Consider the following 16,046-nt stretch of genomic DNA (forward strand, 5'->3'; position numbering starts at 1 on the left):
TTAGAATAAGTGCCGCTTTTGCGCTTACCCCTTGGTCCTTAGTCACAGAACGCTTGTTTGTATCACCTTGAGAAACGGTATAATTACGCTCTTTTATCCATAACTTAGGCCACTTTCTGGATCTTGGCACAGGCATAGCATTACAGAACCGTGAGGACCCACCTTTGAAAACGGGTTCTTGAAAGAGGCAAGATATGAACAACAAATTCAACGCTCCAATGATGATCTTGGTGGCCGCAATCGCACTAGCAGGTGTGGGCTGCGGTAATAATAAGATGGCCGTTGCAGAGTCGACTGCGGTTGTTGTTGATTCTAATAATAGTGGAACGGGCACGATCCCAACTTCACCAGATGGCTCTGGCACCAATACAGGTGGCACGACTACAAGCTATTCTAATGAAGGCACTTTCACTCCGGTCTCGATCACAGAGTTAAATAATTACATTGGTACTCGCCCAGTCAATGACCCTAAGAACTTCAAATTGAAGATTCAATTGAGTGATGTGGGTAACGGTCGCTATGCCGGAACTGTGAGCATGTCTTATACAGATACTGGTGTCACTTACACAGGCTCCTTCACGGCAGGCTCTGGTAAGAATGCAAGCTACTCAGGTTTAAAAGACAACAACACGTTGGAAGCTGAATACAATAGATTCTTCACTTCTGGTGGCAAGACTGTGTTCACAGGCTTCTTCCAGGATCAGTGGGGCGGCGTGGTTCTGGTTGTTGATAATGTGATCAGCCAAGGTGACGCTCAAGGAGGCACGATCGTGACGGGTTCTTTGTACTATAAGAACTTCGCACAATCTTACGCGACTCAGTCTCCTTACAGAAAATGCTGGTTCATCTATGACGGTCCTTACAACTGCCGCTCGGGCTCAGTGATTAATAAATCGGCTGTGATTCCAAACGACGGTTACAGAAAGCTTGGCACATTCTCTGGGATTTCTAGAGCAGCGGCTTTCCAATAACTTTAACTCTCCGGTTATCGGAGGAGTTGCAAACCTCCGGCTGTGCCGGAGTAACTTAGGTAGATTTTAAAACGAGGAGTAATATATGGATAAACTTAATTTACGCAAAGTAAGTTTTCCGACATTGATCATGCAGCTTATCGCCATGCTGGCTATTTCAGCATTCATGGCAGCTTGCCAAGGAAATGACGGAGGCGGCGGTGTCGCAGCAGGAAATGTTTGGGCGAACGGAGTAGGCTTCGTCAACGCACAACAATTCGGTTCCGTTCAAAGTGTGAACCCGATGAATCAGGTTTCTTTGGCTTTGAATGTGATCGTGGACAACGGTGCAACAGCTTACAACGGAACCTATCCCAACGGTTATCCAGGGTATGGTTATCCAGGTTACTCTAACATTGGTACAAACTTGAATCAGTACTCCGGCCCGGTCGCGTTTCAAGGAACGATGACTTTAACGACAAACTGGTACGACCTTTACGGTTCAGGTTGTCAGGTTCCGCCAGGGACTTACACTGTTGATACAGTGACACCGGGTACGATGGCTTATGCAGGTATGATGTCGACAGTTCGACTTGTTGCGAACCCAGGTAACATCATCATGGAAATCAACGGTGGTATGATCAATGGCAATCGTCTGGTAGCAATTCCTCCAGGTGGTATCCATGTGGCTCAAGCTAACGGTATCAATTGCAGCCCTGTCTTTGGTGGTTCTTTCAACTAAGACCGAAATTTAAATTCCAAATCGCCAACGCCTTTCTCTGACCTCGCAGTGAAGGGCGTTTTTTATTTTCAAATAGTGACATAATATTTCTTGCCCTTGGTCCAAAGTCTGGTTCTAATATTACCTATGGAACTACCTCTTTGGATCGACTTCTTTGATGAACTACAAAATGTACGTGGACGTTCCCAAAATACGGTGATGGCATATCGCCGTGATCTGGAACTCTATATCGAGTATCGCAAAACCCATAACAACGTGTCTGGCTTTTACGAGTTTATGAAAAAGCATAAACTTTCCACGCGCTCTCAGGCGCGGGTGATTTCGTCTTTGCGCACGTATTTTAAATTCTGCGAAACTCGCGGGCATAACAGTCCGGAGCTGCGTGAGCTGCGCCCACCTAAAGTTAAAGTGGGGCTTCCCAAAGTATTAACTCCCCAAGAGTTCCAGCAGCTGTTCGACGCAGCCGAAGTCACGGATCCGGTCAAAACAGCACGCAATCAATTGACGTTGTTGTTCTTGTACGGTTTAGGCTGTCGTGTTTCTGAATTGATTGGTTTAAATGTCACTGACTTTAATCAGACAGATCGTTGGATCAAAGTTCTGGGTAAAGGCAGCAAGGAGCGCTTGGTTCCTTTGACTGAAAAATTGGCCGAAACTCTGACGACCTACCTTCGTGAGCACCGTTCGGTGTTGATGAAAGAAAACAGTCCTTCGATTTTAATTAATGACCGCGGGCATCGTCCGTCTCGTGTGGATGTGTGGAGATGGCTTGCGAGCTGGTCGACGCGTGCAGGTTTTGCGGAACCCGTAAATCCCCATCGTTTCCGTCATGGTTGTGCAACGGCTTTATTGGAAAGCGGTGCAGATCTGCGTTCGATTCAGATGCTGCTCGGACACGCGAGTATTCAAACGACACAGATCTACACGAATGTGACGACGAACACGATGACTCGCACCATCGAGGAACATCATCCGCTGTCGCAGATGGCGGAAGTAGAGAAATAATCCGACCTTCGGTTTCAACATTCAGTGAATTTATGAAAAAAGCCCACAGCAGTTGTGGGCTTTTTTTTGCTTTTCGTTCATTTCATGAAAATCAAATCTCTGATTCGTGAAAATGAAGCCCTGGTTCCGGTCGAAGTGGAAATTAATTTCACCGCGGGACTGCCACAAATACAATTCTTAGGACTCCCGGATCAGGGGATTCGCGAAAGCATTCACCGGATTAAAAGCGCCATTCGTGCCCAGGGTTTCGAATTTCCCAAGGCACAACAAGTTTTGGTGAATCTTCGTCCCAATCATTTGAAAAAATCCTCGCGCGGTCTTGAGCTGGCGGTGGCGCTGGGGATTTTGTGGGAGTCCGAACAACTTCCGAAGCCTGAAGACTCGGTGATGGTGTACGGGGAGTTGGGATTACTTGGTGAAGTCTATGAACCCGAAGATCTGCCCACGGATTTTGAGCCTGACGGAAATGTCTTAGTATGGACGGGACAGTCGCAAAATACGGTGGCAGTTTTTGATCGTCGGGTGATGAATTGTTTGCAGGATGTTCGTGAGCCCGTGGATGTCGCCGCCGTCCCTCGAGAATACGAAGTGCGCAGACCCGAAGGTGATCTGAATCTTCAATTTCCGCAAAGGCAGGCGCGGCTTTTGGAAGTTATCGCTTTGGGAGAGCACTCTGTTTTGCTCGCAGGTCCCGCAGGTTCAGGCAAAAGCACCATTGCCCGAACGTTGTCGGCGCTCTTGGCGGCACCCACTCAGGAAGACATGCATACAATTTCAAAAAACAACCGGGGTGGCAGTGAAGCCCCTCTTCGCTGGCGTCCCGTGGTTCATCCCCATCATTCAACCACCGCTCTTGGGTTGATCGGTGGGGGTGTGCCACCCTTTAAAGGTGAGATCACTCGCGCTCACAAAGGCGTGATGATTTTAGATGAGCTTTTAGAATTCAACGTCCGCGCCCAGGAATCTTTGCGGGAACCCATGGAGGAATCCATGATCCGCATTCGCCGCGGGCGTTTCGTCGAAGAGTTTCCGGCGGAATCCTTGATGATTGCTACCACGAACCTGTGTCCTTGTGGTGATTGGGTGCCAAAATCAAAAGTAGTCTGTGGCAGATCTTTAAAAAAGTGTCAGTCCTATATGGAAAGACTCTCGGGTCCTTTGGTGGATCGCTTTCACATCACGTTTTTTACTCAAAAAAGAGAAGAAGGCGAGACTGTATCAGGTGCGGATATTCTGGCAAAGTTAGAAGCCAGTCGTATGTTTCGCGCTCGGAAGTCTTTAGTGGATAAACGCTTTGCCAAGCTTTCCAGTCGTTGGAACTACGAGGAATTGGTATCTGATCTTCCCAGTTTCTATATGAAGGAGCTTTTCCCCAAGGAGATCTCCAGTCGCCGCCGCGAGCTCGCAACGCTCCGAGTCGCGAGAACCCTAGCGGACCTCGAACAAGCCGAAAAGCTACAGCCCCACCATGTAGAGACTGCCCTAAAAATGACCTTCGAACCCGTTGAAGCACTCAAAAGACTCGGATGCTAGGATTAGATTGACTAAAATCACCGGTTTAGCATAGATTAGACCTTCGAAATCACTCTGGGGTGATGTGGCCGAGTGGCTAGGCTCAGCTCTGCAAAAGCTGCTACAGCGGTTCAAGTCCGCTCGTCACCTCCAATTTTTTCTTTTTAAAAATTTCGTTCTAAAAAAATCCCGACGCTGTTCGGGATTTTTTTTGCTCCATCGACTTCGTGACCGACTTCATACCAGCGCACCTACGTCGAGAAAAGTCCACTCGTCTTGATTTATAAATCTTGTTTTCAAGTCATGCTTCGCGATTTTCCCATGACACTTCACAATTTCGTTTCAGAAAGCTGGAAATACTTCGTCCCGCTATTATCTTTGGGGGTGAGTAAAGGGAGGCTTTATGAAAATGTTCATTCCAGCAATCGTTCTGAGTCTATCTGCAAGTGCAGCTCTTGCAGAAGGCACAATGAATCAGAACCAGAATAACCAGAACCAAAATCAGCACAATCAAGGTCAGACGGTTAAAAAAGCCGATGATCAGGCAATGACGACTCAGCGTGCGACGGATATCACGCGTATGATTCGCGAAAAAATCGTGGCTGATGATTCGTTGTCAGTAAAGGCGCACAACATTCAAATCATCACCGACAGTAACAAGCGCGTGATTTTGAAAGGCAATGTGAGTTCTGCCGATGAAAAAGCAAAAGTAGAACGTATCGCCAAAGGCGTGGCCGGTGATACTCAAGTTATTAATAACACCGTAGTGACTAAGTAAAGGAGTACAGCAATGGGACAACGTGGAGATAAAGTTGTATTTGGTATTTTTCAAACTCGTTCACAAGTTGAACAATGTGTGGAGCAGCTTCGTATGGAAAGCTTCCGCAGTGAAGACGTTTCCGTACTGATGCCGGATAAAGGTGAAACCGCTAAATTCGCTCACGAAAAAGACACGAAAGCACCAGAAGGTGCGACAATCGGTGGCGGAACGGGAGCACTTTTGGGTGGTACATTAGGCTGGCTGGTTGGCGCCGGTGCGATCGCCACAATGCCAATTCTTGGACCATTGGTTGCTGCTGGTCCGATCATGGCAGCTCTTGCAGGAGCAGGTGCTGGAGCCGCAGTTGGTGGCTTGGCAGGGGCCTTGGTAGGTATGGGCATTCCAGAGTACGAAGCCAAACGTTATGAGACGATGGTCAAAGACGGCGGCATCCTTTTGTCAGTTCATGTCGATGATGGAGACTGGCAAGATAAAGCCGAAAGAATCTTGAAACAATGTGGCGCGCGAGACATCGCAAAATCAAATGAAAAAGGTCCTTCAAGAAAAGAAGAAGACCGCAGAGACATGCATCCTTAAGAAATCAAAGAAAAAGGGGGAGCTTCGGCTCCCTTTTTTTGTTGGTACACATAGGTTGAACATGCGTTTTGTGAATTCAAATCTTCCAAGCACTCTACAATACAATTCATCAAAAGCCTTATAGAGTATCAGTAAACGGAGCAAGAATGCCTCATAGAAGAATACAAGATGTTCTAGGCTATGCATGCCTTCTTAATCTATTCACCTTTTATTCGTTCTACCTTCCGGGAATGCTGATGACGGAGTTTGCAAAAGCCCTGCCTTCGTCCTTTTTATTTTCCATGTCTTCATTTTTAATCGGTTTCATCGTGCGACCTTTTGGTTCCTTATTTCTGGGTGCCGTTGCTGACCGAAAAAATCGTCTGGAAGGCCTGCGTTTGAGTGTCTGCCTGATTGGGGTTTCGTCGTGCCTGGTGTGTTTGGTCCCCGACAGCTCTCACTGGACTTATTATATTTTGAGAATCATTCAAGGTTTTGCATTGGGAGGATGTTATCCCATTCTAAGTGTCATCATTTATGAAGCGGCCCCATCGACACATCGAGGACTTTACACCGGTCTTTTTCAAACCTCTGTACCCGCAGGATATTTGTTTGCCCTGGCGGTCACGATTATTTCCAAGCTGCTCATAGGCGAGAGTCAGTTTCTGCAACAAGGTTGGCGCACAGCCTTTGTCTACAGTGCGCTTATATTTCCCATCTGGTGGCAACTGCATCGTCTTTTAAGAAATGTCGAATTTCATGATCAGCCCGAAATTTCTCGCTGGGATTTTATCAAGCTTAAGGATTGGACGATCCAAGAGAAAAAATGCGCGGTTTATGCGTTGCTGATGGCAACAGCTTTGGGTTCTATCGCGATTATGGGAGTGAACATCAAGGGATTTTTTCTAAAATCGATGTTGCAACTGGATCCTTTGACCGCCAACCACGTCATTGCCTATTCGACAATTTTTTATGCTCCCACTTATGCGTTGTGGGGCTCGCTCGCGGATCGGGTGGGACCACGTAAGGTTTGTAAAGCAGGTTTGATTGCTGGAGTGGTTTTAATTCTGCCACTTTTTAAGCTGTTTGAGGTAGTGGCATCGGAAGGTCATATTCTGGCCTTCTCACTGCCGTGGTTTTACATTTTCATAGTTTCCATCGGGATCAGCATGATCGCCACAGCTTGTTTCGGTCCCTTCGTGGTATTGGTCTGTAACCTGGTTCATCACGAACATCGCTGCACGCTGTACGGTTTAAGTTATAATCTTGCCACAGGGATCGTCGGTGGGACGGCTTATCTAGTTAGTTTCTGGATTTACGAAAAATATCAATCGATGTACGGCGGTATTGCTTATGTGATTCTGGTCGCGGCAGCTTTTGGAGTTGCGGCAACAATCTATCGGAATAAAAATCCCCAGCACTTTGAGGCTGTGATAAAATAAAAGACCCGCGGGAAGCGGGTCTTGATTTCAATGATTATCGTGAGTGGGTGAGGCTGTATTTTTCATCCACCATCAGGCACTTCATCCCCGCCGAGTGGGCAGCTTGCATCCCTAATACGGCGTCTTCGAACACCAGGCAATTTTCGGGAGCGATGCTTAACTTGGAAGCGGCCATTAAAAAACAATCGGGCGCAGGTTTCCCTTGAGTGTAATCTTCAGCACAAACCAGAAGATCAAAATACGAATGCAAATTCAGCTGCCTCATCGTCAGATCCACGATTTTGCGGCGGCTGCCCGTGACAATCGCCATGGGAACTTTCCCATGATAGTGAGTGATCACATCCATCACCGAGGTGATGGTTTTTACTTCATGCAAAGAGGAAAGATAGTGAACTTCTTTTTCGGCCAGAAACTGCTGAGGATCGATGGTTGCCTGATGAAGCTCATTCATCATTTCAACAATGCGATGAGTGGGACGTCCCGCCCAGGCTTGATGTTGCTCGCGGCTTAAAGACAAAGAGTACTTCGCTAGGGCCTTGTTCCAAGCGCCCAAGTGCGCAGGCATAGTGTCGGCAACAGTGCCGTCAAAATCAAATAGCAAGGCTTTAAAATCGTGATTCGGAAAAAATGAATTTAGCATAGGCAAAGTGTAGCATAGCAAAGCCTCTGTGGCCAGATGCTGTATCTTGAGGATTATTCACGAGGGCGGGATTCAAGCAATTCGACTTCGAAGGTCAAATCAGAATGGGGAGGAATCTTTCCTATGGTTCGCTCGCCATATGCAAGGCTTGCTGGAATTTGAATGGTGCGCTTACCACCGACCTTCATCCCAAGAACTCCCTGGCTCATGCCCTGAATGACTTTTTTTGAGCCCACCACAAATTCAAACGGGCGTCCGTGAGTATAAGAGGAATCAAACACAGTTCCATCTTTTAAGGTGCCGGTGTAGTGAATAAAGACCAAGGCGCCTTTGCTCGCAAGCTCGCCGGTCCCTTGAGTATGATCTGTAAACTGAACTTCTGAAAGTGACATTTGACTCAACCTTATATGATCTGGCTGCGATCTGTCAGTTGAAAATCGGTTCCGCTTCTCAAGCAGGATTTTACTTTTTGGTGGCGTAATTTCTGCTGGAATTTAGGAGATTTTGCAGAGTAAAAGTCAGCGGAAAATCTTTGTTTTCGAGGCTTCCATAAAATCTGTTTAGTTCAATAGTTTCAAAGACTTGTTTAGATCCCTTGCAGGTGAGCAATGTAACTGCACGAGCCTTAAGCAAATGCGGACTTTTCGGTATAAAAAATATAATACAAAAGATAACTTTTAGAAGCGTTAAACTCGATAAGGTAAAACCGCTCCCTATTGCATGTGAGGGGCGAGATGGCCGGTCGAATTCAGCTTTCGGAGATTGAAGCAGAGATGTGGAAGCACATCTTCTTTGCTACGCATCTGCCGATACTCATCACGACTCGGGATGAGCGCGTGCTGCAATGGAACGATTCAGCCCGAAACCTTCTGGCGTTTGAAGGCGAGATCCCGGATCATACACTGGATCAGTTGCTTGCTCTGTTAAATCCTTCCTTGCGCCCCCTGATTCGTGTTCAAAAAGTTTTAGCACCAGCCCCTTACAGCGAACATCTTTTGATCTATCTGCACGACACACGCGAGAACTATTATAGGGAACGTCTTTTGACGTTTTATGCAACGACTTTGAAATCCCTCGACAGAAATTTTGATTTAACTGCTTGCTGTCACTCGGTCATCACGACTACCGCCCAAGTGGCTGTGGAAAATATGGCAGATTGGTGTCGTGTTGATTTGCGGGAGAATCTGGGAGTGGGGCCTGGAACTGTGGCTCACAAACACGAAGCCTTGTTGCCCCTTCTAAAGGAACTTCAGGAAGTCAGCTTTGAAAATGCTGATGATGTTTTAAGTCCTCTTGAAGTTTTGCGCTCCGGCACCTCGGTATTCCATGAGCAAATATTACCAGAAATGCTTCCCATGCTTTCTGTTTCACCACGGGCGTCTGCGTTGTTTACGAAGGTGGGGCTGCGTTCTTATATCTGCATGCCAATCAAACAAAATGGCGACACCATTGGTTGTGTGACTTTGGCCCGAGCACCAGGATCTGCCAATTTTGATGCAGTTGATGCGATGATGGCCGAAGAGTTTGCAAACAAGCTTGCGGTCAACATTGAAAGAGCTCTGCTTTATAAAAATCTCGCGGAAATGAAAAATGCCGCCGAGGCGGCGAACCGCGCAAAAACCAACTTTATCGCGAATGTCAGCCATGAAATCCGCACACCTCTGGGCGCGATCGTGGGGTTCTCGGATCTTTTGACGAATTCCACATCGACACTTGCAGAGCGCCAGGATTGGGCGTCGAAGGTTCGCACTAACAGCACTTACCTTTTACGCATCATCGACGATATTCTCGATATTTCTAAAGTCGAAGCGGGTAAAGTGGAGCTTGAAATCAGTGAAGTGGATTTGCGTGAACTTTTACGTGAATTAAGCTTGTTTGCAGAATCCCGCGCTTCCAGCAAAGACGTGCAGTTTGAAGTCGCCATTGATACAGAACTCCCGCGTTATATCAAATCCGACGCGACACGCTTGTCGCAGATTCTTTCGAATCTTATTGGCAACGCGATTAAATTTACGAGTTCAGGTTTCGTCCGTCTGAATGTCAGTAAATCAGAAGCCCTTCAGTCCCTGAGTTTTGAAATCTCCGATACAGGAATCGGTATCAGCCCTGCGCAAGCAGGCATTTTGTTTCAGCCCTTTACTCAGGCCGATGCTTCACATACGCGGCAGTTTGGTGGCACGGGGTTGGGCTTGGCCCTTTCTCGCACGTTGGCCCGCAGGCTGGGGGGAGACCTGGTATTGATGAATTCAGAAATCGGGAAGGGAAGCTCTTTCCGGGTGACTGTCGATTGCATTTGCCCGGAAAAGGGTCCTCGGTTCGCGAATCTGGCAGAGGTTGAAAGCGGACAGAAAATTAAAATCATGGATGTTACGTCCCTGGATTTTTCAACGGCATTACAGGAACGTGAGATCCTTTTGGTGGAAGACTCCTCTGACATTCAAGCCCTGTTAAAGCGCTTTCTTGAGGGCGCAGGCGCTAGAATTTCCATCGCTGGAAATGGTGAAGAGGGTGTTCGAGCCGCCCGTCAGAAAAGCTATGATGTGATTTTGATGGATGTGCAAATGCCGGTTAAAGATGGCTGTCAGGCTGTGATGGAGTTGCGTGCCGAGGGTTATACCAACCTGATCGTGGCCTTGACTGCCAACGCAATGAAAGAAGAGCGTGATCGTTGCCTAGCCGCAGGATTCGATGCGCACTTAAGTAAACCCATTCGTCGCCATGATTTGATCCAAAAGCTGATGGGCTATTTGGGGCAATTCGAACGTAAGCTGGAAATTTCGCCACTGGTTTAAAATCTGATATACAAATGGAAATTCACACCCGGGTTTCTGACGAAGTCATGTTCTTCAGAAAAATCGATATTGGGCTGAATCTGATAATCCAGGATATTTTTGTATAGAATCTGACTGAAGGCTGCCGAGAAGTTGTATGAATACAGATGATAATTCGGTCGGTTCTTGGACGTAAAAAAGATATTGTAAGAGATGTTAGCCATTTTGCTAAACCACTGACCTAAAGCCACACCGTTTGTAACCGTGTAGGTGGCAATACGGTCTTCATAGTCCCCCTCGTTGATGAAGGTTAAACTAAAGCGTCTGTTTAAGGTGAAGTTGAAGTTCAGTGCCTGAAACATCCCCGTGCCCTTATCCGCGTCAGCGTAAAATTGCAGCTTGGGATTGACCCGGTAAGATTTCGATTTTTCGACGATACTTTCAAAGGTCAAGGTATGGGAAATCTTTAAAGGCAGGGCGAATGATATACGTGGTTGGTAGGAGGTTCTGACATTTCCCAACTGCCTGAAAAAACCGAAGGTGGCCCCGGCATTCCGCTGACGGGGTTGATTTCTGAGGTATTCCTGACTCACACCACGCTCAGCTGTTTCGTCATAAGAGGTGAATGTCACTTGCCAATATTCTTCCACATTTGGCAGGCGCAAATAGAAGTCAAAGCTCAGGTCGTTTCTTAACCCCTCGAGCGAGTTATAGTACGAAGCCGTTTCAAAAACCGCCGACGTGGTATTGGGCTTTTCAGTGTACTGTTGTCCCGCCAAAAACAAATCCACGCCGTCCGCCATGTTGTCGAAAAAGCGCGAGATATAGATATTGCTATTGATTAAATCCTCTTCCAACGTGGTTTTGTCGTCAGGAGGCGTGTCGTTCGGAGCAGCAAAGGCGGAGCTTGTGCCTAAAAAGACCATCACCGTTGTCGCCAACAATGCAAAGTTTTTTATGTATAAAGATAATGATTTTTTACGCATCAACCATTAGGCTCCAGATATGGTCTATCTTAAACGGACACTTTCCATTCTGTCTCTGAGTATCTTTATTCTGTGTGCAGATTTTGCTGAAGCCTATGTGCCTCAGCGGGGAAATGTCATGGCTTCGGTCGGTCCGTATTTTTCCCGCACGGTTTATGATGGCAAGTACGAAGATTTGAATGAAACGATGCCAGGAATTGCCTTGATTGCCTCCGGTGACGTCAGTGACCACGGAGCGCTTGAAATGGCAGCGGTCTATTTTCATAAATATTATTTTCGAGACGAGGCTGCGGGCAGATCCGTCGTCGAAAGAACTCAGGCCATGCAAGTGACCATCGCCTATCGCCGCTATTGGGCTCCGTCCTTTTCCACATCTCTTGGGATTTATACGACGTACCCGATGGGCTTCGTTAAAACTGTCCACACTGACTTCACTCCGCAAGAAGATATAAAAACCTCGGCCTGGTCTTCCTCAGAAAGTGGTGCGAATCTGGCTTTGCAAGGTGAGATTTGGAATTCCGGATTGTGGGCGGTGACGGCTGATGCCCGCTATACCTATGCGGTTTCCAAAATGCCCAATGAGTTTTCGGATCAGTATGCGTTTATGATTGGTGTTCGCTATTTTATCCAAAGTCGCGTGGAAAAACCGAAAGCGCTGGAGCAGGTTAAGCAAAAAGAAATAGAGCAAAAACCGGCTGAGATGAAAACGGCGCCTGAAAACAAAGCGGATGAGACGGCCCCTCCGGAGAAGGGCACGACAAAACCAAAGAAAAAGCGTTAGGCTTTTAAACTGGCCCACTAGTTTGTGGCTCAATCTCCGTATATCTAGTGGCCCAGGAGTTGCGTCAATCAAGAGGCATGAAACTGAAATGCCCACATTGTCATTTACAAAGAGATCCTCAAAACGCCGTTCGGACCATTCGCAAGCTTGGAAGATACTACCGCAAGTCAGATGGTCAACACCTTACCAGATTCTGGTGTGTTCGCTGCGCGAAAAGCTTTTCTGCTGCCACAATGAGCCGCGCAAAAGGGCAAAAGAAACGGCATTTAAACAAATTAATACGTGATCTTTTGACCGGGGAGATGAGTCAGCGCGAAATCGCACGCGTTCTAAAAATCAATCGAAAAACCGTGGTCAGAAAATTTCGTTTTGCGGCGGCCACGGCTAAGACGGATCTCAGAAATTGGAATGAAAAATTTAGGCCTTCCACGGAAGTGGAGTTCGATGATCTCGAAACATTTGAACATACGAAGTGCAAGCCACTTTCAGTAACTTTAATGGTTGAGTACTCCACTCGAAGAATTCTTGGATTCGAAGTCGCCCAAATGCCCGCTAAAGGCCGCATCGCAAATTATGCAAGAAAGAAATACGGCCCTCGGGCGGATCACCGGCCGAGAGCACGTGCGAAGCTCTTTCGAGAAGTACAAGAGTTTGTTCATCCAAACGCAGTAATACGGTCGGATTCTAATCCTGCTTACCCGAAGGATGTTCAAAAATTCTTTCCCCATGCGAGACACGAAACGATTTTGGGTGGTAGGGGAGCCGTGGTTGGCCAGGGAGAATTGAAAAAGTTAAAGTGGGATCCGATATTTTCGCTCAATCATACGTGTGCGATGCTGCGAGCAAATATTAATAGGTTAATAAGGAAAACTTGGTGCACAACGAAAAAGCCCGGCGAGTTAGCCGGGCATATTGCTCTTTATGTTTTGGAACATAATAGGCGACTGAGCGCCACAGAGTGAGGGGCCAGTTGTTTAGGCTTTCTCTGTTACGGCCAAGTATTTTTTCTCAAACCAGAAAGTTCCAAAAGGAAGAACCGCTGCAAAGAACGCTTTAATGCGTGTTTTACCTGACCAGTTGAGCTCTCCGGCCAAAAAGTTCGCGAAAAGCACATATGCCACGAACAAGAAGCCATGGATCGGTCCCATGGTTTTAACCATCGCAGGATTGTGAGCCAGGTATTTAACTGGCATTGCAATGAATAATAGAATTAGAAAAGAAGCTCCTTCGAGCCAGCCCAATACTCTGAATGCTTGAACCATATATCACCTCGTTTGATGTCAGAGGGATAACTTGAAGTTTCAGCAAGCGCATCCAAAATCTCTGCGTTAATTCCGCAACAATTTAATGCGCTTATCAAATGTTTATGGAATGCTTTGTACTATGTATCTATTCTGGCAAAGATTGCTTCGTTTATTTTCTGGAAATGTGTTTGAGATCTACACGGATGGGAGTCTTAAGCATGGAAAAGGTGCCTGGGCTTACGTGATCAGTCGTCGTGGACGTATCATTCGTGAAGACAGTGCGGGACAAAAGAAAACATCCAGCAACCGTATGGAGTTTCAAGCGGCTATTGAGGCCTTAAAAGCGTTGCCTGAAAACAGCCGTGCGAAGCTTTATACCGATTCCCGCGTGATGCTGGAGGCCTTAGAAAAAAGCCCGCGCTGGAGTGCCAACGGGTGGGTTAAAAATCAAGGACAACCGATTCCAGAGGTGGACTTGATACGCGAACTGTATACCCTTCAGCAGCAACATCAAATTGAATGGCGCTGGGTGAAGGCGCACTCTGGCATTGAGTTTAACGAAAGATGTGACGAACTTTGTATTCGTGCTAGAAGCAAGGATCGGGAGATCTGATTATGAATTTCGAAAACGACAATGAACTGGAAAAAAATCCTCAGCCACCGATGGCGATCCCGGTGGATCAGCTTTCTGTGGAAGTGGTGGATGCGGTGATTGAAGCGTTTATTTTACGTGAAGGCACCGATTACGGCGTGGTCGAAATTTCTTTGGATAAAAAGAAAGAACAGGTTCGTAAACAGCTGCAGAAAAATGATATCCGTATCGTTTACGACTTCAATACAGAGTCAGTCACGATGATGACCGACTCTGATTGGAAAAAGCTTACTGGCAATTTACGTTAGCCCAAGCATTCACAAAGAAATATGGGGGAGTCGCATAAACCCAAGCCGTGCGGTATTGGAATGGACCAACCCAGTCAGCAAACCAAGCATTCACTGCGAAACCGTTTTGTACTTGGCCCGTTACGTAACCTTGGCAATACACTGTGTAACCAGTTGGGTTGTACATAGTAACAGCCGCCTGGTAACCATTGATTTGATAATTCCATTGTGGCACCCACGCGAAAGCTGCTGTGGAGATGAACAAAGAAGCTACAGTCGTTAATAGAAAACGCATAACAATCCCTTCATTGAAAAGTTAAGATAGGAAGGGGTTAATGAGAAAAAGCCCCGCAATCAATCAAATTGCGACGGCTTTAAGCAAATGCCCTCTTTGAGGCCGTTAATTGAAATCTGACCGAAAATGATGCGCCGCACGCACTGTAAAAATTAATTCAGTCTACGAATCATGCAGTTTCAACTTGAGGCCCTTTTTCTGGCCATTCTTAGTTTCGGAACGTTATCAAGATAAATTGTTTATAGTTTATATCAAAACGCGCCGATGTTTAGACTATGAAAAACCTCTCTCTTTTGCTTCTTGTCGTCATGCTTTCGGGTTGTATGAGTGAAGTAGACCTTCCTTCTTCGAGCGATCTTGAGGGAGGTAACTGGTATGCGGATTGTGAATACGATGGGACGAGCTACCAAACGCGCACCACTAGTTTTGTGGCGGGCTTTTATACGCACGTAACCACTCATTACTCCGACAGCTCCTGTCTGCAAAAGGCATTGGATTTAGGGGAGACGGGGACTTACACGATTGGTGGACAAGTACCGAATGCCTCTCGTTATGAATTGGACCGAACTCTCACCAGTTTAACAATCACGCCGCAAAATTCCACAGCCGTCACAAACTACAATACCAGTAGTCTTTGTGGTTTTTCGGATTGGGCTATCGGCGTGACTAAGAATGTAACGGGATTGAATTGTGGGGGAGATTATCTGCCTGCTGCGGGTCTTAAATACTATGACGTTTTTATTATCTGGCCATATTCGGTTCCGGCAACGCCTGGATATCCAGGAACAGGAATTACGGCGGGCACTTTGAATTTCGGTTATACGGATAGCACAAACGATGGCAGTACGCCGGCCAAGCGACCGACGTCACTCACGTCGCCGGATTATCATCGCTAAAATTACATGAACATATTGCGCAGAATTCTTCCACCGAACGTGAGCCAAATATAAAAGCCCGCGCAATTAAAGAAAAATGCCATCACCAGACGCGTGCGGGACAGTCTTGAAAGAGGCATTTCTCGTCCTAAAACACGAAATCCTAAAAGCATTGAATACAGATTGCAGACTACAGGAATTAAGACGCAGCCTAGGACCGCGTTGACCAGACATTGCTTGGCCATGGCTTGACTCTCTGACAGGGCTTGATCTTTTGCGAGTTCTTCTTCTTCCTGACCTGCAACCTTCAAGCGATTGGAATCCTGCAGCTCTTCCAAGGTGTGGGAAGCTTGCAGAAACTCTTCTTCAGGAATGTCGATGATTAATTTTCCCAGGAATTGTTCCAGGTGGGGAGCGACCGCACGGGTTTGTTCGTCACGCAAGCGCGGGTGAAAGCCTTGGGCTACCAAAAAAGACTTCACCACTTGTGCTTGGGGGAAATCGGCCACTTCTGTCAAAAAAACGTAAGAACTCATAGTTCTATGGTATCGACAAAACCGATTTCGGAGCAAGTCACAGTCTGTTTTT

Annotated in this window: 19 protein-coding genes and 1 tRNA gene; 14 read left to right on the plus strand and 6 right to left on the minus strand. The window is 46.8% G+C overall.

Going from position 1 to position 16,046, the window contains the following annotated elements:
- Window positions 1–194: 194 nt before the first annotated feature.
- The 8 genes from ACLSU7_RS00410 (at window position 195) to ACLSU7_RS00445 (ending at window position 6,987) form a co-directional block, all read left to right on the plus strand.
- Window positions 195–971: a hypothetical protein gene (locus ACLSU7_RS00410; RefSeq protein ID WP_413293545.1), complete on the plus strand. Its 777-nt coding sequence runs from the start codon at window positions 195–197 to the stop codon at window positions 969–971.
- Between the two features lie 85 nt (window positions 972–1,056).
- Window positions 1,057–1,692: a hypothetical protein gene (locus tag ACLSU7_RS00415; RefSeq protein ID WP_413293546.1), complete on the plus strand. Its 636-nt coding sequence runs from the start codon at window positions 1,057–1,059 to the stop codon at window positions 1,690–1,692.
- 126 nt (window positions 1,693–1,818) lie between these two features.
- Entirely contained in the window at window positions 1,819–2,697 is an 879-nt protein-coding gene (locus ACLSU7_RS00420; RefSeq protein ID WP_413293547.1) for a site-specific tyrosine recombinase, read from the plus strand.
- 84 nt (window positions 2,698–2,781) lie between these two features.
- Window positions 2,782–4,230, plus strand: a complete 1,449-nt coding sequence (locus ACLSU7_RS00425) for an ATP-binding protein (protein WP_413293548.1) — start codon at window positions 2,782–2,784, stop codon at window positions 4,228–4,230.
- Between the two features lie 58 nt (window positions 4,231–4,288).
- Window positions 4,289–4,362, plus strand: a tRNA-Cys gene (locus ACLSU7_RS00430).
- Window positions 4,363–4,612: 250 nt separating this feature from the next.
- Window positions 4,613–4,987, plus strand: coding sequence for a BON domain-containing protein (locus ACLSU7_RS00435; RefSeq protein WP_413293549.1), 375 nt, complete (start codon window positions 4,613–4,615; stop codon window positions 4,985–4,987).
- Window positions 4,988–4,999: 12 nt separating this feature from the next.
- The gene (locus tag ACLSU7_RS00440; protein ID WP_413293550.1) at window positions 5,000–5,566 is read left to right on the plus strand and encodes a quinol:electron acceptor oxidoreductase subunit ActD; all 567 of its coding nucleotides are present in this window, start codon (window positions 5,000–5,002) and stop codon (window positions 5,564–5,566) included.
- Between the two features lie 236 nt (window positions 5,567–5,802).
- The gene (locus ACLSU7_RS00445) at window positions 5,803–6,987 is read left to right on the plus strand and encodes an MFS transporter (protein ID WP_413293551.1); all 1,185 of its coding nucleotides are present in this window, start codon (window positions 5,803–5,805) and stop codon (window positions 6,985–6,987) included.
- A 34-nt stretch (window positions 6,988–7,021) separates the two neighbouring features.
- Here ACLSU7_RS00445 and ACLSU7_RS00450 read toward each other — a convergent pair whose 3' ends face one another.
- Window positions 7,022–7,627: an HAD family hydrolase gene (locus tag ACLSU7_RS00450; RefSeq protein WP_413293552.1), complete on the minus strand. Its 606-nt coding sequence runs from the start codon at window positions 7,625–7,627 to the stop codon at window positions 7,022–7,024.
- Between the two features lie 53 nt (window positions 7,628–7,680).
- Window positions 7,681–8,019, minus strand: a complete 339-nt coding sequence (locus ACLSU7_RS00455; RefSeq protein ID WP_413293553.1) for an FKBP-type peptidyl-prolyl cis-trans isomerase — start codon at window positions 8,017–8,019, stop codon at window positions 7,681–7,683.
- A gap of 342 nt (window positions 8,020–8,361) precedes the next feature.
- On the opposite strand from ACLSU7_RS00455, the gene ACLSU7_RS00460 reads away from it, so the two are divergent.
- Window positions 8,362–10,419, plus strand: a complete 2,058-nt coding sequence (locus ACLSU7_RS00460; RefSeq protein ID WP_413293554.1) for an ATP-binding protein — start codon at window positions 8,362–8,364, stop codon at window positions 10,417–10,419.
- Here ACLSU7_RS00460 and ACLSU7_RS00465 read toward each other — a convergent pair.
- Complete coding sequence (locus tag ACLSU7_RS00465; RefSeq protein WP_413293555.1) at window positions 10,416–11,384, minus strand: hypothetical protein; 969 nt, start codon at window positions 11,382–11,384, stop codon at window positions 10,416–10,418. The two genes, ACLSU7_RS00460 and ACLSU7_RS00465, sit on opposite strands and share 4 nt — an antisense overlap.
- Before the next feature lie 19 nt (window positions 11,385–11,403).
- On the opposite strand from ACLSU7_RS00465, the gene ACLSU7_RS00470 reads away from it, so the two are divergent.
- Complete coding sequence (locus tag ACLSU7_RS00470) at window positions 11,404–12,165, plus strand: hypothetical protein (RefSeq protein ID WP_413293556.1); 762 nt, start codon at window positions 11,404–11,406, stop codon at window positions 12,163–12,165.
- Between the two features lie 77 nt (window positions 12,166–12,242).
- The gene (locus tag ACLSU7_RS00475; RefSeq protein WP_413293557.1) at window positions 12,243–13,127 is read left to right on the plus strand and encodes a transposase; all 885 of its coding nucleotides are present in this window, start codon (window positions 12,243–12,245) and stop codon (window positions 13,125–13,127) included.
- 12 nt (window positions 13,128–13,139) lie between these two features.
- Here the strand turns inward: ACLSU7_RS00475 and ACLSU7_RS00480 are convergent, their stop codons facing one another.
- Window positions 13,140–13,427 (minus strand): DUF3817 domain-containing protein, encoded by a 288-nt coding sequence (locus ACLSU7_RS00480; RefSeq protein WP_413293558.1) that lies wholly within the window; start codon window positions 13,425–13,427, stop codon window positions 13,140–13,142.
- Window positions 13,428–13,548: 121 nt separating this feature from the next.
- On the opposite strand from ACLSU7_RS00480, the gene ACLSU7_RS00485 reads away from it, so the two are divergent.
- Window positions 13,549–14,022, plus strand: a complete 474-nt coding sequence (locus tag ACLSU7_RS00485) for a ribonuclease H family protein (RefSeq protein WP_413293559.1) — start codon at window positions 13,549–13,551, stop codon at window positions 14,020–14,022.
- Window positions 14,023–14,024: 2 nt separating this feature from the next.
- Window positions 14,025–14,309, plus strand: coding sequence for a YheU family protein (locus ACLSU7_RS00490; RefSeq protein WP_413293560.1), 285 nt, complete (start codon window positions 14,025–14,027; stop codon window positions 14,307–14,309).
- Here ACLSU7_RS00490 and ACLSU7_RS00495 read toward each other — a convergent pair.
- Window positions 14,290–14,583 carry a hypothetical protein gene (locus tag ACLSU7_RS00495; RefSeq protein ID WP_413293561.1) on the minus strand — a complete coding sequence of 98 codons (294 nt, stop codon included), beginning with the start codon at window positions 14,581–14,583 and terminating at the stop codon, window positions 14,290–14,292. The genes ACLSU7_RS00490 and ACLSU7_RS00495 overlap by 20 nt on opposite strands.
- Window positions 14,584–14,858: 275 nt before the next feature.
- Between ACLSU7_RS00495 and ACLSU7_RS00500 the strand changes: the two genes are divergently transcribed.
- On the plus strand, window positions 14,859–15,479 hold the full coding sequence (locus tag ACLSU7_RS00500) for a hypothetical protein (protein ID WP_413293562.1): 621 nt from the start codon (window positions 14,859–14,861) through the stop codon (window positions 15,477–15,479).
- A gap of 2 nt (window positions 15,480–15,481) precedes the next feature.
- Here ACLSU7_RS00500 and ACLSU7_RS00505 read toward each other — a convergent pair whose 3' ends face one another.
- Window positions 15,482–15,994, minus strand: a complete 513-nt coding sequence (locus tag ACLSU7_RS00505) for a hypothetical protein (protein WP_413293563.1) — start codon at window positions 15,992–15,994, stop codon at window positions 15,482–15,484.
- Between the last annotated feature and the right edge of the window lie 52 nt (window positions 15,995–16,046).

Source organism: Bdellovibrio sp. HCB185ZH (assembly GCF_047302455.1).
GTDB lineage: Bacteria > Bdellovibrionota > Bdellovibrionia > Bdellovibrionales > Bdellovibrionaceae > Bdellovibrio.